The sequence below is a fragment of the Bifidobacterium canis genome, assembly GCF_009727065.1.
Taxonomy (GTDB): domain Bacteria; phylum Actinomycetota; class Actinomycetes; order Actinomycetales; family Bifidobacteriaceae; genus Bifidobacterium; species Bifidobacterium canis.
On record NZ_WNLP01000009.1, the window covers coordinates 22,930 to 43,296 of the forward strand.

General features: G+C 57.5%; 14 protein-coding genes and 1 tRNA gene. 12 read left to right on the plus strand and 3 right to left on the minus strand.

The window, feature by feature from the left end:
• The first annotated feature begins 73 nt into the window (after positions 1 to 73).
• Together GSD1FS_RS07835 and GSD1FS_RS07840 are read left to right on the plus strand one after the other, a co-directional pair.
• Positions 74 to 1,177: a phosphotransferase enzyme family protein gene (locus GSD1FS_RS07835; RefSeq protein ID WP_246166114.1), complete on the plus strand. Its 1,104-nt coding sequence runs from the start codon at positions 74 to 76 to the stop codon at positions 1,175 to 1,177.
• Positions 1,170 to 2,645 carry a galactose-1-phosphate uridylyltransferase gene (locus GSD1FS_RS07840; RefSeq protein WP_155589117.1) on the plus strand — a complete coding sequence of 492 codons (1,476 nt, stop codon included), beginning with the start codon at positions 1,170 to 1,172 and terminating at the stop codon, positions 2,643 to 2,645. Before GSD1FS_RS07835 ends, GSD1FS_RS07840 begins: the two co-directional genes overlap by 8 nt.
• A 66-nt stretch (positions 2,646 to 2,711) precedes the next feature.
• Here the strand turns inward: GSD1FS_RS07840 and GSD1FS_RS07845 are convergent.
• Positions 2,712 to 2,784: transfer RNA gene (locus tag GSD1FS_RS07845), tRNA-Ala, on the minus strand.
• Positions 2,785 to 3,029: 245 nt separating this feature from the next.
• Here GSD1FS_RS07845 and GSD1FS_RS07850 point away from each other — a divergent pair.
• The 5 genes from GSD1FS_RS07850 to yicI all read left to right on the plus strand — a co-directional run bounded on the left by GSD1FS_RS07850 (position 3,030) and on the right by yicI (position 10,124).
• Positions 3,030 to 4,082, plus strand: coding sequence for a LacI family DNA-binding transcriptional regulator (locus GSD1FS_RS07850; protein WP_246166116.1), 1,053 nt, complete (start codon positions 3,030 to 3,032; stop codon positions 4,080 to 4,082).
• A 189-nt stretch (positions 4,083 to 4,271) separates the two neighbouring features.
• On the plus strand, positions 4,272 to 5,525 hold the full coding sequence (locus GSD1FS_RS07855; protein ID WP_155589154.1) for an ABC transporter substrate-binding protein: 1,254 nt from the start codon (positions 4,272 to 4,274) through the stop codon (positions 5,523 to 5,525).
• A 226-nt stretch (positions 5,526 to 5,751) separates the two neighbouring features.
• Entirely contained in the window at positions 5,752 to 6,714 is a 963-nt protein-coding gene (locus GSD1FS_RS07860; protein WP_155589119.1) for a carbohydrate ABC transporter permease, read from the plus strand.
• Between the two features lie 71 nt (positions 6,715 to 6,785).
• The gene (locus tag GSD1FS_RS07865; RefSeq protein WP_155589155.1) at positions 6,786 to 7,649 is read left to right on the plus strand and encodes a carbohydrate ABC transporter permease; all 864 of its coding nucleotides are present in this window, start codon (positions 6,786 to 6,788) and stop codon (positions 7,647 to 7,649) included.
• A gap of 132 nt (positions 7,650 to 7,781) precedes the next feature.
• Entirely contained in the window at positions 7,782 to 10,124 is a 2,343-nt protein-coding gene (yicI, locus tag GSD1FS_RS07870; protein WP_155589120.1) for an alpha-xylosidase, read from the plus strand.
• 142 nt (positions 10,125 to 10,266) lie between these two features.
• Here yicI and GSD1FS_RS07875 read toward each other — a convergent pair whose 3' ends face one another.
• Both GSD1FS_RS07875 and GSD1FS_RS07880 read right to left on the minus strand, forming a co-directional pair.
• Positions 10,267 to 10,986, minus strand: coding sequence for a DedA family protein (locus GSD1FS_RS07875; protein WP_155589121.1), 720 nt, complete (start codon positions 10,984 to 10,986; stop codon positions 10,267 to 10,269).
• A 296-nt stretch (positions 10,987 to 11,282) separates the two neighbouring features.
• Positions 11,283 to 11,936, minus strand: coding sequence for a YesL family protein (locus GSD1FS_RS07880; protein ID WP_155589122.1), 654 nt, complete (start codon positions 11,934 to 11,936; stop codon positions 11,283 to 11,285).
• A 358-nt stretch (positions 11,937 to 12,294) separates the two neighbouring features.
• On the opposite strand from GSD1FS_RS07880, the gene GSD1FS_RS07885 reads away from it, so the two are divergent.
• The 5 genes from GSD1FS_RS07885 (at position 12,295) to GSD1FS_RS07905 (ending at position 20,200) form a co-directional block, all read left to right on the plus strand.
• Positions 12,295 to 13,362, plus strand: a complete 1,068-nt coding sequence (locus GSD1FS_RS07885; RefSeq protein ID WP_246166122.1) for an ABC transporter permease — start codon at positions 12,295 to 12,297, stop codon at positions 13,360 to 13,362.
• 38 nt (positions 13,363 to 13,400) lie between these two features.
• A complete protein-coding gene (locus tag GSD1FS_RS07890; RefSeq protein WP_246166125.1) occupies positions 13,401 to 14,360 on the plus strand; it encodes a carbohydrate ABC transporter permease in 960 nt (319 codons plus the stop codon).
• A 127-nt stretch (positions 14,361 to 14,487) separates the two neighbouring features.
• On the plus strand, positions 14,488 to 16,257 hold the full coding sequence (locus GSD1FS_RS07895; protein ID WP_155589123.1) for an extracellular solute-binding protein: 1,770 nt from the start codon (positions 14,488 to 14,490) through the stop codon (positions 16,255 to 16,257).
• Positions 16,258 to 16,408: 151 nt separating this feature from the next.
• Positions 16,409 to 17,902, plus strand: coding sequence for an alpha-L-fucosidase (locus GSD1FS_RS07900; protein WP_155589124.1), 1,494 nt, complete (start codon positions 16,409 to 16,411; stop codon positions 17,900 to 17,902).
• Between the two features lie 168 nt (positions 17,903 to 18,070).
• Positions 18,071 to 20,200 (plus strand): beta-glucosidase family protein, encoded by a 2,130-nt coding sequence (locus GSD1FS_RS07905; RefSeq protein ID WP_155589125.1) that lies wholly within the window; start codon positions 18,071 to 18,073, stop codon positions 20,198 to 20,200.
• Positions 20,201 to 20,367: the final 167 nt, after the last annotated feature.

Below are 20,367 nucleotides of genomic sequence, written 5' to 3' on the forward strand. Positions count from 1 at the left end.
TGTTCGCGGAGCAGCAAGTTCTGCTCCGCGAACAGCTCGCCAATAGCAATAATCCGTATGTACAGCGGGGTACATGGGCAGGAAGGGAACGATCATGGAGCAGCACGCACTTGATCCAGAACTGGCGCACGTGGTCAGTCAATTCACCATCGTGGGAAACGTCGAATCAATCGAGCCATATGGTGATGGGCACATCAATGTCACCTATCTGGTCGTCACCAGTCAGGCGCGGTATATTCTGCAGAAAATGAACACCACGGTGTTTCCAGATACCGCACACCTGATGCGCAACATCGAGCTCGTCACCGGTTTTCTGCGCGAACAGCATCAGGAAACGCTCGACATCGTGCCCACACGCGACGGCGCCAGCTATTACACCGACGAGCATGGTGCATGGCGTATCTACAAGTTCATAGAAGGCACCATCTCGTACAATCTTGTGGACGATCCGCTGATCTTCGAGCGTGCGGGAGCCGCGTTCGGCGCGTTCCAGCGCAGACTCGCACAATTCGATGCGTCCGAGCTCACTGAGACGATCGAGCACTTCCATGACACGCCAAAACGATTCCGTGACTTCCAAGCAGCAGTTGCAGCCGACCCGCTTGGTCGCGCGAGTGGTGTGCAGCAGGAGATCGAGTTTTACCTTGCGCACGCCGGCGAATATAGCGAGATCATGGACGCGCTCGCCGACGGCTCAGTGCCGCTGCGCGTGACGCACAACGATACGAAACTCAACAACATCCTGATGGACGCGAAAACTGGGGAGCCGCGCGCGATCATCGACCTCGACACAGTGATGCCGGGATCGATGCTCTTCGACTTCGGCGACTCCATCCGTTTCGGCGCATCTACCGGTTTGGAAGACGAGCGTGACCTGAGCAAAGTGCACTTCAGCCTGCCACTGTTTCGCGCCTACGCGAACGGATTCCTCTCGCAAGTCGGTTCCAGCGCCACCGAGTGCGAACTCGAGCTGATGCCGATGAGCGCGAAGATGATGACGATGGAATGCGGCATGCGCTTCCTTGGCGACTATCTGCTCGGTGACGTTTACTTCGCCACCAAATACCCCGAACACAACCTCGTGCGCACGCATACGCAGATGCAGCTCGTGCGCGAGATGGAAGAGCAGATGCCACAGATGCATGCGGCAATCGAAAGCGTGATGAACCATGACTGACACAGTTGCGCAAGTAGGTCAACAGTCCGGTGAACTGGGTGTGATCGACGAACTCGTCTCCTACGCACGCGAGAACCTCTCCGTCGACCAGCGTGATGTGGATTGGACGCGCAATCGTCTGCTTGAGTATTTCAGTGAGCACAGCGAGTCATTGAGTGAGCTCGCGCAGTCCGGCGACATCTCCGGCGCTGCACTGAACGATGACGCGGTTATGGGCATACTCTCCGCGCCCCCGTCGCGCGTCGAGGAACTGTTCGCAATCATGCGCGAGGAACGCGGTAGCACGGCAGCGATGCAATGGTTGTTTGATTACTGCGTGGCCAACGGGTATGTCAAGAAACGGCAGCTCGACCGCAATATTCGCTACGTCAGCAATGGTCTGATCGTTACGATCAATACGGCGAAACCCGAGTTCAAGACGATGCGCAATGCAGCCTCCGGCAACGCGGTGGACAGCAGTTTTGCGCAGTGCACGATCTGCCGTGAAAACGAAGGACTGGCTGCGCGCGGCAAGCGCACATTGCGCACAGTCGACGTTGCGCTGGCGGGAGATTCGTTCTTCTGGCAGTTCTCACCATACGGGTACTTCCGTCAGCACGGTATCTGCGTGAATCAAGAGCATACGCCGATGCATGTGGATCGCCGCACGTTCGAGCATCTGCTCGCGTTTGTGCAACAGTTCCCCGAGTATTTCCTCGGCTGCAATGCAGCGTTGCCGCGCATAGGCGGTTCGGTACTCGCGCACGACCACTATCAAGGTGGCGGCGAGCTGATGCCGATGCAGTCCGCGCCAGCGTGGAAGTCGTTCGCGTTGCCAAGTGAGCCTGACGTGCGCGTTGAGATTATTGGTTGGCCGGCGACCGCGCTGCGCGTGCTGTCTGCCGACACTGACGCTTTGGTGCGCGTATGTGAGCGGATTCGCACGGCATGGGCGGACTACGACAATGATTCTCTCGATATTCATTCGCATGATGAGCAGGGGGAGCGGCAGTCTTCGGTGGCGCCGATCGCGCGCATACTGCCCGCCGATCGCGCCGGTGAGCCGCCACTCTACGAGATGAGTCTGATTCTGCGCAACAATGCGGTGAGCGAGCAGTATCCACTCGGCGTGTTCCACGCGCACCCCGAGTACTTCTTTATTAAACAGGAACCGATCGGACTCATCGAAGCGATGGGACTGTTCGTTCTGCCTGGACGCTTGGTATCTCAACTCGACGCATTGGAGCGTGCGCTCGCCGATGGCACTGCGCTGCCTGAGCAGATAAGCGATTTCGAGCTTGCGTGGAACGAGGTGCGTGCTCAGCTCAGCGGCAACGAATCTGCAGACGGCGTGCGCCGCATCGTGCGCGATGAAGTAGGCAGTATCTGCCGCAGAATCCTAGGCAACATCGCAGTCTTCCCGCAGTTCGCGGACACTGAGCGTTTCTTGCGCGACCTCGGTTGCAGATCTCTACAACAGTCTGTCTGATATGTGTAAGTGAACATGCGGGAAAATAAAAAGCCCGCTGCGGTGGAATGAATGCAGCGGGCTTAGTGGAGCTGATGGTAATCGAAACCACGACCTCTTCGATGCGAACGAAGCGCTCTACCAACTGAGCTACAGCCCCGTGTCTTGCGACAACTCAGCCAAGTTTAGTGCAACCCCCTCCCAAATGCAAATTCGCGCGCCACTGCCTTGTGTACCTAATTGTGTACTTAAAATATGCGCGCTTTTACTGCAGAGGCGACTACTGAGTTACCGCGCAGCTGAGTACTATATTTGCCAATATTTATCGAATATTTCGACAGATTTCGATAGATGTGGCGCGCGTGTTGCAATCTCGATAAGCTTGAGACGCTCACACTCACCCACTTGAGCGCGAGCAATGACGGAATCGAGGTGGGAGTGGCTGGTATCAAAGATGTTGCCGCACGCGCTGGTGTGTCAATCAGCACGGTGTCGTATGTGGTGAGCGGCAAGCGCAAGATCAAAGACGAGACGCGCGAGCGCATCTATCAGGCTGCTCTGGAACTCGGGTATGCGCCGGTTGTCAACGCGGTGAACGAGTCGAAGCATTGCACGCATGTGCTGGCTGTGAGCTCGCCGCTGCGCCCATACACCGACGTTTCGAATTACGCCGCGTTCTTCTTCGCGCTCGCCACGGCAGCCAAGAAATATGGCTATGATTTGCTGCTCTTGATGCACGAGGCGGGCGATCATGAGATGCAACGTGTCGCCGAAGACCGCATAGTAGACGGGATTTTTCTGCTCGACGTGCTGCTGAGTGATTCGCGCACGGAAATCGCTGCGTCGCTGAACATTCCAGTGGTGAGCATAGGCTGCGCGAACAACACGTCGGCGGTGTATTCAGTCGATCTGGATTTCGCCGGCATGGGGCGCGAGGCGATAGAAAAGGCATATTTGCTGGGGCATCGGCATATCATGCTGTATTGCCCGGGGCGTCATGCGTTCATCGAAGGATCCAACTTCCTGGTGCGCTTCACCGACGCCGCGATGCAGCGCGCGGAGGAGCTGGGCGTCACGGTGACGCGCAAATTCGCGCCTGGCAAGACGATCGATGACGTCAACTTGACGATTGACGAAGCGTTCGGTGAAGACCCTCAGATCAGCGCGATCATCTGTGAGGAAAGCGTTTCCGTTGGCGCGATTATCGCGTCTCTGAACAGGCGCGGACTGCGTGTGCCGGAAGATATTTCACTGATGGCGGCTTGCGTGGGCGGCTCATCGTCTCGCTTGGCAGACGAGTTGCCGATGAACCCGAACGCGGTGTGCGAGCGCGCGGTGGAGATCATGATCGCCGCATTGCGCGGGGAGCGGCACGACGTGGGCTATGTGGAGTTGCTGCCTGCCGAATACCATGCGCGCGGCACGATGATTGCGCGCAAGTTGCCTACGCGCAACTAATTTTTGACCACTTTGTCGAAAACGATCGAAATGATTTCTCAATAAATTACTTCGATGATTTAATTTTCTCAACGGAATTCACAGACGAGGTCCGACGATCTATCAGTAATGGCGCTGACTAGAGAGAGGGATTGATATGAAGTTTAAAAATTGATCGCGACCGGACTCGCGGCAGTTACGGCAGTGGGAATGCTCGGCTTGGCGGGCTGCGGTAGCGGCACTGCGCAGGAAGAGAACCCCACATCGATCAAGGTGTGGCACTACGAGGAAGACAACGGCGCAATGGGCATCGCCTGGAAGAAGGCGATGGAGATCTTCGAGAAGGAGACTGGCGTCAAGGTCGAGTTCGAAAAGAAGTCGTTTGAGCAGATTCGCCAGAACGCCTCGCAGATTCTCAACTCCGACGATGCTCCCGACGTGATGGAATACAACAAGGGCAACGCAACTGCTGGCCTGCTCGCCAGCCAGGGGCTGCTGCACAGCCTCGATGACTACGTTTCGCAATACAAGTGGGATGAGAAGGTCACCGGCTCGCTCGCAGACACCGGCAAATACAACGACAAGGGCGTCATGGGCTCCGGTAATTGGTATGGCATCACCAATTACGGCGAAGACGTTGTGATGTATTACAACAAAGACATGTTCGAGAAGAACGGCATCGCGATTCCGAAGACCTACGACGAACTCGTGGACGCGATGCAGCAGTTCAAAGACAAGGGCATCACGCCACTTTCCGAAGGCGCTGCTGAATACCCGCTCCAGCACCTGTGGTGGCAGCTGGTGCTCTCGAAGGCCGATGACTCGTTCATCAAGGCCTACGAGATGTATGACGGCGATGTCGACTGGAACAACGAAGCACTGACCTACGCCACCCAGACGATCAAGGATTGGACCGACAAGGGCTACATCTCCAAGGACTGCACCGGTTTGAAGGCAGAAGACGCCGGTCAGGGCTTCATCAACGGCACCTACCCGATGTTCTTCTCGGGCACATGGTGGTTCGGCCGCTTCCAGAACGACATGAAGGGCAAGAACATCACCTTCTCGACGTTCCCGGGCAGCAAGAAGGTCGTCGGCTCTTCCGGCAACCTGTGGGTCATCCCTGAAAAGTCGAAGCACCAAGACCTCGCCGCCGAGTTCATCAACATCACGCTGAGCCCTGAAGTGCAGGATCTGATGGGCAACTCCGGCGGCCTTCCAATCGCCGCAGAACCGTCGAAGATCACCGACAAGGCCACGAAGGAACTGATCGAATCCTTCAACCAGGTGCTCAAAGACAACGCGTTGGGCTTCTACCCGGATTGGCCGACCTCAACGTTCTACGATGAGTTGAACGCTTCGCTGCAGGAGCTGGTCAACGGCACCATGGACGTAAAGGGCGCGCTCGCCAAGATGAAGGCAGATTACGACAAGGGCGTTGAGGCTGCTGGCGTCAAGGACTGACGACTGCTCAACGATCTCGCGAATATCGCATATTCGAAGGGGCGGCTGAGCCGGCCGCCCCTTTTCTCTTCCTCAACTTCGCTCATATAGCTTCCCAGTGAACCGCACCCGAATGAGTGCAACGAACACAGCGCTGTGTTTAAGAGTGTTTCGCACACACGAGTGACCGAATGCGTTCGAACAAAAGACGGCGCATGGTTTCTGGGCTTTCGGAAAGTGACTTGAAATGACTTCGGTAAAGAAAACGCATACGCAGGGCCAGACGGCGCGCGAGAAGGGAATGTCTCGCATCCCCGGCAGCCCCTCGCGTCGCTTCTGGGTATACCTGATTCCCGGATTCGTCATGCTGCTGTGGATCATCGTGATTCCCGCCGTGTGGAACATCTACCTGAGCTTCACCAACTACCGTGGCATCAAGCCACCGGTGTGGGCTGGCATGAAGAATTGGGCTCGACTGATGAAAGACACGACGTTCTGGGTGTCGTTCCGCAACTCCATTTGGATGATTCTCGCCATGGTGATCATCCCTATTCTGCTCGGCTTGATTCTCTCCTCACTGCTGTTCGACGTGGTGCAGAAGAAATTCGGCCCGAAAACCGCGTCGACGATGCGCGCGGTGTATTACTTCCCGCAGCTGCTCCCAATCGCAGTCGCCTCGTTGGTCATGGGCTGGATCTTCCGCCCGGAGAACGGCGCATTCAACGCATTGCTCAAAGCGATAGGGTTAGGCAGCCTACAACACGATTGGCTCGGCAAGCCCGACACGGCGCTGATCTTCCTGATGCTCATCATGATCTGGATTCAGCTTGGCTACCCGCTGGTGGTCTTCATGTCTGGTCTGCAGCGCGTTGACCCAGAGCTCTACGAAGCGGCAAGCCTTGACGGTGCAAACTGGTGGCAGCGTTTCCGCGCCATCACACTGCCATCGATCAAGCCGGAGATCTTCGTGGTCGCCCTGACCTGCACGATCGCCGCGCTCAAGGTGTTCGGCCCCGTCTACATGCTGACGCGCGGCGGCCCTGGAACCAGCACGATCGTTCCGTCGTACTACTCATACGTTCAGTTCTTCCAGTCGCAGCAAGTCGGTTACGGTGCGGCGATCTCCACAGCATTGACGCTGGTCATCATCGTCGTAGCCGTCATATTCACCAACCTTCAAGACAAGGTTGCCAAAGAGGATGAGGAGTGATTGCCATGACCTCAACATTGGTTTCCCCAGAGCAAGATCTCGAAGTGCTCAGCCCGGATCAGCACGTCAAAATGTCGCCGGAAGAGCTCAAAGCCATCTCACACGTCAAGAAGAACCGCACTGCAGGCGACTGGGTGGCGCTGATCCTGCTGATTATCGGCGGTCTGATCATGCTGTTCCCGTTCATCGTGCTGCTACTCAACGCGTTCAAAACGTCGGCGGACTACAACGCCTCTGGCCCTCTTTCGTGGCCTAAGGAGCTGAGTTTCACCGGTTTGCAGACCTTCTGGAACCGCGTGAACTTCCCGCAGAAGGTGTGGAACAGCATCTGGACGTCAGGACTCGTTGCGCTGTTCGCAGTCATCCTCTCCATGCTCAACGCGTTCGCATTGGGCATCGGCCGCGTCAAAGGCCGCAAGTGGATCATCCTGCTCATCATGCTCGCGAACATGCTGCCGCAGGAAGCGATGCTCTACCCGCTCTACACGATGTTCAAGGCCATCGGCCTCTACAACAACCCGTGGGCGATAGTCATCATATTCACCGTCATACAAAGCGCATTCGGCACATACCTGCTTTCGTCGGTCTACGGCACGTTCCCGAAGTCCATTCTCGAAGCAGCCGTAATCGACGGTGCAAGCCGTTGGCGCATCTTCCGCGAAATCGTGTTCCCGATCTCCAAGCCGACGCTGAGCGTGCTCCTCGTCTTCTTCTTCATCTGGACCTGGAACGAATACATGATTCCGCTGGCATTCCTCGTCGATAATTCATCGCAGACCGTGCCTATCGCCATCAGCTCGCTGACCGGCGACCGTCTGATGGATGTGACAACGACTGCGGCTGCATCGCTTATCAGCATCGTGCCGACGCTCATCTTCTACTTGATCTTCCAGCGCACGCTGTCTCGCGGCATCACCGCCGGAGCTGTCAAGTAACACATCCGCGCACAGTATTGCCCGGGTGGTGCGTGCGATTCAACGGCAACGCCGTAACCGGCATAATCCAAGAAACGCACACGCTACCCGGGCAATAGTGCGTTTTGAACGGCAGAACAAAGGAGTTCTCTTATGAAATTCAACAACGGGTATTGGCTGATGCGCGACGGCGTGCAAGCACTGTTCGCACGCGACGCATACGAATTGCATGTCGACGAACAGCGCAAGGCACTGTCTGTGCTCGCACCCACCAGCATGATCCACGAGCGTGCGAACACGCTCAACCAGCCGGCGTTCAACGTTGAGATCACCGCGCCGAGCGAAGGTGTGATCCGCGTGCGCGCAACCCATTGGAGGGGCGGAGCGCAGGGCATTGGTTTCCCGCTCAACGAAGACGAATCCCCACGAGACTACGTGTCGGTCAGCCAGCACCTCAACGGCGACGGAGAAGCCGGTGAACAGGGTGCGACTGCCACATTGAAGTCAGGTGCGCTCGAAGCCACCGTGACCAAAGGGCCGTGGAGTCTCGTGTTCACGGCAGATGGCACGACATTGACGAAATCGGAAGGAAAATCGCTTGCGCATTTCTCACTGACCGACCTAGCCAACGTTTCAGCCGAGCCGGTGGGAGAGTTCGGCGTCACGCCAACCGGATTGGCAAAAGACGAATCGAAGACGTTCACGTCTGTGCAACTCGCGCTCGGCGTGGGTGAAAGCGTGTATGGCCTTGGCGAACGGTTCGGCTCGTTCGTCAAAAACGGTCAGAGCATCGACATATGGAACGAAGACGGTGGCACCGCATCAGAGCAGGGCTACAAGAACATCCCGTTCTACATGACGAGCAACGGCTACGGCGTGCTCATCAACGATCGCGGGCACGTCTCCTTCGAAATCGGCACGGTGAACACCGAAGCCGTGCAGTGCTCGGTTCCAGGTGAATCCATCGATTTCTGCATCATCTACGGCCCGACGCCAAAGCAGATTCTTGACCGCTATACAAAACTGGTCGGCCGCCCTGCCAACGTTCCGGCGTGGAGCTACGGATTGTGGCTCACCACGTCGTTCACTACCACCTACGACGAGCAAACGATCAACTCGTTCATCGACGGCATGGCCGACCGAGGCATTCCGCTGAGCGCATTCCACTACGACTGCTATTGGATGCGCGAATTCCATTGGACGGATTTCGAATGGGATCGCCGTTATTTCGGCGACATCGAAGCGACCCTGCGCAGACTGCACACCGACAAAGGACTGCATCTGTGCGCATGGATCAACCCGTATCTTGGGCAAAACGGCACGATGTTCGACGAGGGTAGGAAACTCGGCTATTTGGTGAAGAACCCGGATGGCACCATCTGGCAGACCGACAACTGGCAGGCTGGCATGGCGTTGGTGGATTTCACGAACCCAGCCGCCCGCGAATGGTTCAAAGGTAAAGTCAAGAAACTGCTCGCCCAAGGCATCGACGCCATCAAAACCGACTTCGGTGAGCGCATTCCGCGCGATGTGGTGTGGTTCGATGATGCGCCGAAGCTCTCCATGCACAACTGGTACACCGAGCTCTACAACCAGACGGTGTTCGAGGCAATCGAAGAAACCTACGGGCAAGGCAACGCATGCCTGTTCGCACGTTCTGCAACGGTGGGCGGTCAGCAATACCCGGTGCATTGGGGCGGCGATTGCGAATCCACGTTTAACGGCATGGCACAGACGTTGCGCGCCGGGTTGTCGCTCACATCAAGCGGTTTCGGTTTCTGGAGCCACGACATCGGCGGCTTCGAAGGCGCATTCCCCGATCCGGCGGTGTACAAGCGTTGGGTGGCATTTGGCATGTTGAGCTCGCATTCGCGCCTGCACGGTTCGACGGTCTACCGCGTGCCATGGCTGTTTGACGAGGCAGACGAGAAGAACGGCGTCATCAATGCGCCTGGGCAGACCGCCGTCGATGTGCTCCGCCAATTCACACTGCTGAAACTCAGCCTGATGCCATACCTCTACCAGCAGGGACTCCAACCGCATCTTAACGGCACGCCACTCATGCGCTCGATGTTCGTAGAATTCCCCGACGATCCAGCCTGCCGCGCGCTCGACAAGCAATACATGCTCGGCCCTGATCTGCTGGTAGCACCCGTGTTCTCATATTCGGGAGAGGTTGAATATTACTTGCCTCGTGGTTCGTGGCAGAACTGGTTCACCGGCGAAATCGTGCGTTCCGAGCACGGCGTTTGGCGCCACGAACAGCACGGATTCGATTCGATTCCGCTGTGGATTCGCGACGGTTCGGTTATCGTGACGAATCCGGAGGCGACGTCACCGGAATACGATTACGCCGAAGATGTGCAAGTGCGCGCGTTCCTCGACGATGTACACGAAGCGTCGGCCACGGTGACTCGACTCGACGGTTCAACGGTGGAATTCCGCACTCGCCGCACAGATGATGGCGTGGAACTCACGCGTTCAGATACCCGCTGAATACGCGAGAAATAATAATCAGTAAGTATAAATAAAAGGTGTTGTGCCGCGAATATTACTTCGCGGCACAACACCTTTACTTATCTGTGTGCAGAGCAGCAGAAAACAGTTAGATATTCAGTTTAATAATTTGCAATCTGATTTACTTGAACTCTTCGACGTGCGGAGTCGCCTCTTCTTCCGCGACTTCGGTGAGCGGCTCCTTCTTCTTGCCGAACTTCGCTTTGATCAGGCCGACGATGGTCGGGATCAGCGAGATCACCAAGATGGCGACGATCACCAGTTCGAAATTATCTTGCACCACCGGAATGCCGCCGAAGAAGTAGCCGAGCAGTGTGAACAACGACGACCAAGTGAGTCCGCCGAGCACCGAGAACGGGGTGAAGCGGCTCCAGCGCATGCCAGAGATGCCGGAAATGAACGGCATGAACGTGCGGATGAACGGGAAGAAACGACCGAGGAACACGGCGAGCGGGCCCCAGCGGTCGATCATTTTCTCAGTCTTCGCGATGCGCTCAGGGGTCATGGCCTTGACGCGCCCGGATTCAATGATGCGCCGGCCGAAGAAGTGGCCGATGAAGTAGTTGCACTGGTCGCCCAGAATCGGGGCGATCCATACCACCGGCAGCAGTGCCGCGAGCGGAAGCGCTGATTTGCCGGTCACCGCGTCGGGTGCGGCGAAGAAGCCGGCGGCGAACAGCAGCGAGTCGCCAGGCAGGAACGGGAAGAACACCACACCCGTTTCCACGAAAACGATCAGGAAGATGAAACCGAGCGTTGGTGCCACGCCCATCGCGATCCAGCTGGCGATGGCTGCACGTGGATCTCTGAGCAGATTGGCAATGAACTGGATGAATCCCATATTCAATTTCCTTAGCACTAAGCGAATCAGGTGTTGATCCGTTGTAGGGCGAATTCCCTATGGGTATTCATAGCATACGAGTGGAACCGCACCGACCGTTACGCCGCTATCTCTTACTCGTGCACGTTGTTGTGCGCCGACAGTTCACTATTCGAATTACTCAAATACATAACGCAGTATGCAAGTTCACAGTACGCAATCTCAGCAAACTGTACTCTGCGCGGGCAAAGAAATCGGGGCGACTCCAGATAGGAGCCGCCCCGTGTTGAGGAAAGAGGAGGATGGTAAGTCTTTGTTTACAGGCCGCTGTTCGCGTTGACGTAGGTCTGCGGCTCGATTTCGCCGTACTGACCGTATTTCTTGAAGCCCCACAGCAGAATGAGTGACTTCGCGTAGGCGAGCCAGCTCATGCCGAAGATGATCATGAGCGCGCGCACGAACGGCACGAAATAGGCGAGCGAAAGCGCAAGCAGGTCAACGACGACGAGCGCCATCGTGCAGCCGAACGCACGCCACGGGAACATGGCGGCGAGCTTCCACTGGCGGCCGATCGGGTTGGCGAACCGCGCCTGCATGGGGAAGAGGTATTCGGCGAGGAAGAGGATCGCCACGGAAACGGCGACGAGCAGAATGAGCGGGCCGTAGGCGATGTTCGAATCGTAGGCTGCCCAGAATGCGAGTCCCCAGATGGCGACGGCGATGAGAATGAACAGAAGAATGCCGTTGATGAGCCCGTCTTTGAGTTCGCGCTTGAAGCGGCGCAGATATTCGTGCACAAGTTTGATGTCGTCGTGCTCGTCGTAGGCGAACATCGTGCTATACATCGCTGCCTGCGCGGTGCCGATCGTCACGACCGGAAGCATCGTCAGCAGATACACCACATTCAGTGCAGTGAAGCGCGCGAGTGTGTTCATGAACTGCCAGAACGGGGCATTGATATTGAATTTCATCTCATCCTCACTTCGCAGGTCACTTCAGCGTGGCCTTGTATATATAGCATACACAATTTCGTTGAAGAACGAAAACATGTTATTGATGATTATATAAATAAGAAGATGATTTGTCTATCTCAACATGCGAAGTTTCGCGGAGATTATGGGGATTCCTGTGTTTTTCTGTGCTGTACCAAGAAAACACAAGGGTTAAATAATATTGGTCATTTGTCTGATGACTATGTGACACGCCGAATTAGTTTTCTGGATTGACAATATTAGACGTTGTTTATAAACTACTCAATAAGAAGTGAGAAACCCTCGCGAAGACGCGAGACAATCGCTGACTGTCGTGAGTTTTTCCAAAGGAGGAGAGATGCAGACGTCAACAAGCACCGAGACGGACGAGACCGTCGGCATGGCCGGCGGTGCTGAGGCCGTACTCGGGCGCGAAGTCGAAGCCTCCGGCGCCAAGCCGCCGAGGACTCGCGCTGAGCGCCGCGCAGCGAAGAAGGCTGCGAAAATGGCTGCCGAAGCGCATGTAGACAAGAAGCATGCGTTCAAGCTCTGGCTCTACGTTGCGCCACTGCTTATTCTGGTGTTCCTGTTCAGCTACGTTCCGCTGTTCGGCTGGATCTACGCATTCTACGACTATCAGCCGCCGATCCCGCTGTCGGAGAGCAAGTTCGTCGGTCTGCAATGGTTCGAGATGATGGTGCAGAATCCGGCGCAGCTGCGCACGATCGGCCAGGTGCTGCTCAACACCTTCGCAATGTCGGGCTTGAACATCCTCACCTCGTTCCTGCCGGTCATCTTCGCCATCGCGCTCAACGAGATCCGCTCCAAGTGGTTCAAGAACGTGATCCAGACGCTGACCACGCTGCCGAACTTCATCTCGTGGGTGCTCGTCTACTCGATCGCCTTCGCAATGTTCTCGTCCACCGGCTTGGTCAACGACATCCTGATGAACCTGCACATCGTGAGCGAACCGGTGAAGTTCCTCGATTCGCCTGATCAGGTGTGGCTCAAGATGCTGCTGTGGAACCTGTGGAAGGGTCTCGGTTGGGGCTCCATCATGTATCTGGCTGGCATCGCCGGCATCGACCCGGAGCTTTACGAAGCCGCCCAGGTGGATGGCGCGAACCGCTTCCAGCAGATCATCCACGTGACGATCCCGCAGCTGATGCCAACCTACTTCGTGCTGCTCATGCTCTCGATCTCCAACTTCCTCAACAACGGCATGGACCAGTACTACGTCTTCCAGAACGCCTTCAACCAGAAGTGGATCCAGGTGCTCGACCTCTATGTGTACAACGTCGGCATGGGCCAGAACAGCCTCTCCCTCGGTACTGCAATCTCGATGCTGAAGTCGCTCGTCTCTGTCGGCCTGCTCTTGCTCGTCAACTGGCTGTCGAAGCGCACCCGCGGCGTGGGCATCGTCTGATCGGCTCGTTCGTTGGAATAAAGGCTTAAGGAGAGAAAATGTCAACTGCAACCGTAAGCGCTAAGAGCGCGAAGAAGCCCAAGAAGGCGAAGGCGGGCGTTTCACCGGCCATGCGCCGCACCAAGGGCGAGAAGATCTACAACGTCGTCAACATCATCATCCTGACGTTGTTCGCGTTGATCTGCACCTACCCGTTCTACTACCTGATCATCAACTCGCTGTCGAGCAATCAGGCGGCGGCAGCTGGTGACGTCACGTGGTACATCAAGGGTCTGCACTGGGACAACTACAAGACGGTTCTCGGTCTTGACGGCCTCGGCACCGCGGCGTGGATCTCGGTGGCCCGTACCGTCGTCGGCACCGTGCTCACCGTGCTCGCCAGCGCCTACCTCGGCTTCATGTTCACGCAGCAGAAGATGTGGAAGCGCTCGTTCTGGTACCGCTTCGTGGTCATCACGATGTATTTCAACGCAGGCTTGATCCCAATGTTCATCACGATGAAGAACTACGGATTGACCAACAACTTCTGGGTGTACATCCTCCCAGCCATCGTGCAGCCGTTCAACATCATTCTGGTGAAAACCTACATCGAGTCGATTCCGGCATCGTTGCAAGAAGCCGCCGAGGTCGATGGCGCAGGTACGATGACCGTCTTCTGGAAGATCGTGCTGCCGATGTGCACGCCGATTCTGGCGACCGTAGCCATCTTCTCGGCCGTCAACCAGTGGAACTCCTTCCAAGACACGCTGATCTACATGACCGATTCGAAGCTCTGGTCGCTGCAGTACCTGCTCTACACCTACATCAACCAGGCAAGCTCGATTGCAAACTCGGTGAAGGCGAACGCTGCGAACGCGGCAATGCTCGCAACGGCGGCAACACCGACGGCAATACGAATGACGGTCTCCGTGATCGTCGTGCTCCCGATCATGTTCATCTACCCATTCTTCCAGCGCTTCTTCGTCAAGGGCATGATGCTCGGCGCAGTCAAGGGCTGACCTACACTGGCGTCCCGCTCTTCCTCGTCGCGGGACGCCACTCCTCTCAATAACTCAACAAGAGAAATAACCAATATCTGTTGCTCACAGAAGAGCAAGAAAAGAAGGATACAAGGAGGTTTCCGCCATGGAAATCAAGAAGAAGCTCGTCTCAGCGATCGCCGCGACCGCTGCTGCAGCGATGCTGTTCTCTGTCTCCGCTTGCGGTGGCAGTTCGTCCAGCAGCGATGACACGAAAGACGACGGCTCGTTCATGAAGGTCGACGTCTTCTCGTCCACCGCAAACTACCAAGGCACCCAAAAGGGTTGGTTCGCCAAGATCGTCAAAGACAAGTTCAACATGGAGCTCAACATCATCGCTCCTAACGTTGCTGGTGGCGGCGACACCCTCTTCGATACCCGTTCCACTGCTGGAAACCTCGGCGACCTGGTGATCGTCGGCATGGGCAACGGCCGCTTGCAGAAGCTCGTCAAGTCGAACCTGATCACCGACATGACGCCGTACTACAACTCGATGACCAACGTCAAGCGCTATCAGGCTGGCGTTGACTACGTGACCAAGCAGGCCGGCAAAGACGGCGTGTGGGGCGTTCCTGGCGGCGTTTCCGATTCCTCGCCAACCGAGAGCGCTGATGGCATCGAGCCAACCGCAGCTCCATACATCCGTTGGGATTACTACTCGAAGATCGGCTACCCGGAGATCAAGAATCTCGATGACTTCGTGAACGTGCTGAAGCAGATGCAAGACAAAGCTCGCGAAGAAACCGGCAAGAACGACATCTACGCAGTCTCGCTGTTCAAGGATTGGGACGGCGATCTGATGCAGAACGCTCAGGCCGCATCGCAGTGGCTGGGCTACTCCCAGCAGAACTCCGTGCTCGTGCCGGCGGATGACGACGAGAGCAAGATCACCCCTGCCTCCCAGGTTGGCAGCGCCTACGATCAGATGATCGAGTTCTTCAACAAGTGCGATCAGGCCGGCTTGGTTGACCCTGAGTCCACCACCCAGAACTGGGATACGCTCTCCACCAAGGTGCAGAACGGCAAGGTGCTCATGTCGATCTGGTCTTGGCTCGGCAAGCCTCGTATGAACAGCAGCGAAAACGCTGAAAAGGGCGTCGGCTTCATGCTCGCCCCACTGCAGAGCATGAACGTCTACACGCCAGGCTTCCAGCCTGAAGGCGACGGCAGCAGCTTCATCGGCATCGGTTCCAAGGCTAAGAACAAGGCCCGTCTCGCCAAGTTCATCGACTGGCTCTACTCCCCAGAAGGCATCTACGCTTCCGCAGCCAACTCCGGTGGTGCTGCCTGCCCTGAGAAGATGTGCTGGACCACGAACAAGGATGGTCAGCCTGAGCTCAACGAATTCGGCGAGAAGGCCATGTTCAACTCCGATGGCCTGCAGGTTCCTGCCGAATACGGCGGCGGCTCCTACAACGACGGCATCTCCGCTCTCAACTTCAAGACGGTGAATGCGAACAGCATCGATCCGAACACGAAGGCAGCCTTCAACCCGCAGCTGTGGCAGACTCAGCTCGACAAGCAGACCAAGCTGTCGAAGGATTGGTCTGAGCACATGGACGGCGCGAAGACCGACATCGAATATCTGCAGAAGGCCGGCAAGCTCGCGGTCGCCCCAGGCGCCACCTACACGCCTCCGGAGGAGGATTCGCAGATCTCCACGCTGCGCTCCTCGGTCAAGACCGAAGTCGTCAACGCTTCTTGGCAGGCGGTTGTGGCGAAGAGCACGTCGGAATGCCAGTCCATCTTCAAGAACATGGGCAAGCAGATCGACGATCTCGGCTACCAGCAGGTGCTCAAGGTCGACGAGCAGAACGCCAAGGATCTCATCAAGGCTCGCCAGGAGATCGTCAAGGAATACGCCGACAAGAAGTGAGCATCAGCTCAATCAATAACTACATAATTGAATAATTCAATAATCGGCATCCACACCGTGTGAATGCCAGCGGTGGGGCGCCGCAGCCACAGCGGCTGCAGCGCCCCATTTCCATCATTTTCCATCACCAGCAGGGTAGCGGAGGTGTTCAATGACGAATATCGCAGCCGTCGAGCGCACGATCAGCTCCGGCCCATACAGCGAAGATTGGGCTTCGCTGGCCCGTCACACCAACCCAAGCTGGTTCGCCGACGCGAAGTTCGGCATCTTCACTCATTGGGGACTCTACAGCGTGCCCGAATACCGCAACGAATGGTATTCGCGCAACATGTACATTCGCGACTACCCCGAATTCGCACACCACGTGAACACCTACGGCAAGCACGGCGAATTCGGTTACAAAGACTTCATTCCGATGTTCACCGCCCCGCATTTCGACGCGAACGAATGGTGCGAACTGTTCGCCAACGCCGGCGCAAAATACATCATGCCGGTGAGTGAACACCACGACGGATTCCAAATGTACCGCAGCGAACTCTCGCGCTGGAACAGCTTCGATATGGGCCCGCACCGCGACGTGCTCGGCGAGCTGAAAAACGCGGCGCACGCGCATAATCTGCATTTCGCCACGTCGAACCACCGTGCGGAGCACTGGTGGTTCATGGGGCACGGCCGCGAATTCGAGTCAGACGTGCGCGAGCCGATGGCACGCGGCGACTTCTACTGGCCGGCGGCGACGCCCGAACCGAACGAATTCGACATCGACTCCACGCCCGCGCCATCGCCAGAATTCCTCGACGACTGGCTCGCGCGCAACGTCGAGATCATCGACAACTACGCGCCCGAACTGCTCTATTTCGACTGGTGGGTGCAGCACCGCGCGTTCCGCCCATATCTGCGCAAACTCACCGCGTACTACTACAACCGCATGGCACAGCGCGGGCTCGACGCGGCGATCTGCTACAAGTACGATGCGCTCGCCTGGGGCGCGGGCATCGTCGACGTCGAGCGCGGCGGATTCGCCGACGCGACGCCGTTCGTCTGGCAGACCGACACGGCGATCGCGCGCAACTCCTGGAGCTACACCGATTCGCTCGACTACAAGAGCCTGCCGGAACTGATCATCGCGCTGATTGATGCGGTGAGCAAGAACGGCAACCTGCTGCTCAATGTGGGGCCGCGCGCAGACGGGGCGATCGCCGAACACGACCGCGGACTCTTGGCAGGCATAGGCGACTGGCTGCGCGCGAACGGCGCCGGCATCTACGGCTCGCGCCCGTGGCGCGTGAGCGCAGAGGGGCCGACTGTACAGAACGCCGGCATGTTCGCCGACCAAGAGGAAACTGCGTGGACGGCTCAAGACTGGCGCTTCACCGCCCGCGACGGCTCGATCTACTGCTTCTGCCTGAACCCGGGCGAGGCGCGCGAACTCGTGTGCGCGAACTTCGCCGGCTTCGACGGCGAGCACAAACCGCCGTTCAACGGCGTGATCGAAGGCGTCGAGCAGCTCGGCGTCGGGGCGGTGCCGTTCGGGCGCGCAACCGACGGCCTGCATATTCGCGAGTTCGTCACCACGCGGTGCGGCAGCGAATACGCGGGCACACAGAACGCGTTGCCGATGGGGTTCCGATTACAGATCGGCTGATCTGCTGCGCGGTCTGCGTGCTTCGCGACGCGGACATAGTGAGCAGCACAACACAGCGAAGACTCTAAATAATTAATAAATATTAAATAATAATTGTAAATATTACAAATTATTAAGTACTACAGAAGATTTTTGCGAACACAACTCGCACAGAAAGAGAGACCAGAGATGACGATGATCAGCGAAGCCAACAAGGCGAAAGCCCGAGAGCTCACTGCGCAGCTGACGCTCGAAGAGAAGATCGGCATGATTCACGGCGCGGCGCTGTTCCACACCGCCGGCGTGGAGCGTCTCGGCATCCCGCCGATGCGCTATGACGATGGTCCGATGGGCGTGCGCGCCGACACCTACGACGACAACTGGGCTCCGATGCACAACACGCGCGACGAAGTGGCGTATCTGCCGAGCGGGTCTGCCGTCGCCTCCACGTGGAACCCGGCGCTCGCCCACGAAACCGGCCGCGTGCTCGGCGAAGAGGCGCGCGGGCGCGGCAAAGACGTGATTCTGGGGCCGTCGCTCAACATCAAGAGGTCGCCACTGTGCGGGCGAAACTTCGAATATATGAGCGAGGATCCGCTGCTCACCGCAGTGCAGGGCGTCGCATATATCGACGGCGTGCAGGAGTCCGACGTGGCGGCCTGCCCGAAGCATTTCGCGGCGAATAACCAGGAAACCGACCGTCTCGACGTTGACGAGACGATCAGCGAGCGCGCACTGCGCGAGCTCTACTTGCCGGCGTTCCGCGCGGCGGTGCAGCAAGCCGGGACGCTCACGATCATGGGCGCGTATAATCTCATCAACGGCACGCACTGCTGCGAATCGAAGACGCTGCTCAACGATATTCTGCGTGACGAATGGGGCTTCGACGGGCTCGTCGTCTCCGACTGGAGCGCGCTGAAAAGCACCAAGCGCAGCGCCGAAGTCGGGCTCGACGTCGAGATGGGCGTCACCTACGATTTCGACAAATATTACTTCGCGCAGCCACTGCTCGAAGCGGTGCGTAACGGCGAGATCGACGAAAAGCTCGTGGATGAGAAAGTCGAGCACGTGCTCGCCGTGATGGACGCGCTCAACATGCTCGGCGACGCGCGCGCACACCGCAAGGCGGGTTCGTATGCGACGCTCGCGCACGCGCAGTCCACGCTCGACATCGCGCGCGAATCGATCGTGCTGCTCAAGAACTCGGCGAACGTGTTGCCGCTCGATGCCGCTGCGACGAAGCGACTGCTCATCGTCGGCGCGAACGCCGACCGCATCCACTCAAAGGGCGGCGGCTCCGCAGTCATCAAGGCGCTGCACGAGGTGTCGCCGCTGCTCGGCATCAACGGGTTCCTGGGTGGCAACGTCGAGATCACCTACGCTCCGGGCTACTACGCCGAGCAGGTCGATCAGGATGACACCTGGCAGGAGGAGAGTCTCGAGAACTCGAAGGCGAACGCAGCCAAGGAAGCCGAGCGCACAAAGCGCCTGCGCGACGAGGCTCTGGAACTCGCCCGCGACTTCGCGGCAAGCGGCGACCCGATCGTGTTCGTCGGCGGCCTGAACCACGACTACGACCTCGAAGCGCGCGACCGCGAGAATATGGATCTGCCATACGAGCAGGACGCACTGATCGATGGACTGCTGGACATCGACCCGAACACCGTGCTCGTGTTCGTGGCAGGTTCGCCGGTCACGATGCCTTGGGAGAGCAAGGCATCCACGATTGTGTGGAATTGGTACAACGGCATGGAAAGCGGCACGGCGCTTGCGGAGACGCTGTTCGGCGCCGTCAACCCGAGCGGTCACCTGCCGGAGACGTTCCCGGTTAATGTCGCTGACTGCCCGGCGCATTCGATCGGCACGTTCGGCAAGAAAGGGCACGTGGACTATGCGGAAGACATCTATGTGGGCTACCGCTACTACCAGACCAAGCATGTGCCGGTGCGGTTCTGCTTCGGCCACGGTTTGAGCTACACGACCTTCGAATACAGCGACCTCGAAGTGCGCGACCTCGACGGCAGCATCCGCCTCGATTTCCACGTGACGAACACCGGAGATCGCGCGGGCAAAGCCGTACCGCAGGCGTATGTCACGCTCGAGCAAACCGATGAAGACCGTCCGGCTTACGAACTCAAGGGCTTCACGAAAGTCGAGCTCGAGCCGGGGGAGCGTAAGCAGGTGACGATCACCGTTCCACGTGAAACCGCGTTGCGGTATTGGTGCAACGAAACGCAGTCCTTCGCGCTCGCGCCGTCCGCCGAAATCCATATCGGCGAATCGGTGCAAGACCTCCGCCTGAACGGAAAGGTCAGGTGACCGCCTCTTCGCAATGCAACCGTCAGCTATTCTGCGCGCCGCTTCTCTTGCGACCAATATATATATTGGTCGTTTGGGAAAGCGGGTGCGCAGTAAGTAATCGAAATCGTCGAAATAATCGAAAAATCAGTCGAAATCAATCGAAACAAGTACCAGTACGTGCATGT

Bases quoted from the DNA above. Each gene is read 5' to 3' on its own strand.
- GSD1FS_RS07835 (WP_246166114.1), top strand. From the start codon at position 74: ATGGGCAGGAAGGGAACGATCATGGAGCAGCACGCACTTGATCCAGAA.
- GSD1FS_RS07840 (WP_155589117.1), top strand. From the start codon at position 1,170: ATGACTGACACAGTTGCGCAAGTAGGTCAACAGTCCGGTGAACTGGGT.
- GSD1FS_RS07855 (WP_155589154.1), top strand. From the start codon at position 4,272: ATGCTCGGCTTGGCGGGCTGCGGTAGCGGCACTGCGCAGGAAGAGAAC.
- GSD1FS_RS07860 (WP_155589119.1), top strand. From the start codon at position 5,752: ATGACTTCGGTAAAGAAAACGCATACGCAGGGCCAGACGGCGCGCGAG.
- GSD1FS_RS07865 (WP_155589155.1), top strand. From the start codon at position 6,786: ATGTCGCCGGAAGAGCTCAAAGCCATCTCACACGTCAAGAAGAACCGC.
- yicI (WP_155589120.1), top strand. From the start codon at position 7,782: ATGAAATTCAACAACGGGTATTGGCTGATGCGCGACGGCGTGCAAGCA.
- GSD1FS_RS07875 (WP_155589121.1), bottom strand. From the start codon at position 10,986: ATGGGATTCATCCAGTTCATTGCCAATCTGCTCAGAGATCCACGTGCA.
- GSD1FS_RS07880 (WP_155589122.1), bottom strand. From the start codon at position 11,936: ATGAAATTCAATATCAATGCCCCGTTCTGGCAGTTCATGAACACACTC.
- GSD1FS_RS07885 (WP_246166122.1), top strand. From the start codon at position 12,295: ATGCAGACGTCAACAAGCACCGAGACGGACGAGACCGTCGGCATGGCC.
- GSD1FS_RS07890 (WP_246166125.1), top strand. From the start codon at position 13,401: ATGTCAACTGCAACCGTAAGCGCTAAGAGCGCGAAGAAGCCCAAGAAG.
- GSD1FS_RS07895 (WP_155589123.1), top strand. From the start codon at position 14,488: ATGGAAATCAAGAAGAAGCTCGTCTCAGCGATCGCCGCGACCGCTGCT.
- GSD1FS_RS07900 (WP_155589124.1), top strand. From the start codon at position 16,409: ATGACGAATATCGCAGCCGTCGAGCGCACGATCAGCTCCGGCCCATAC.
- GSD1FS_RS07905 (WP_155589125.1), top strand. From the start codon at position 18,071: ATGACGATGATCAGCGAAGCCAACAAGGCGAAAGCCCGAGAGCTCACT.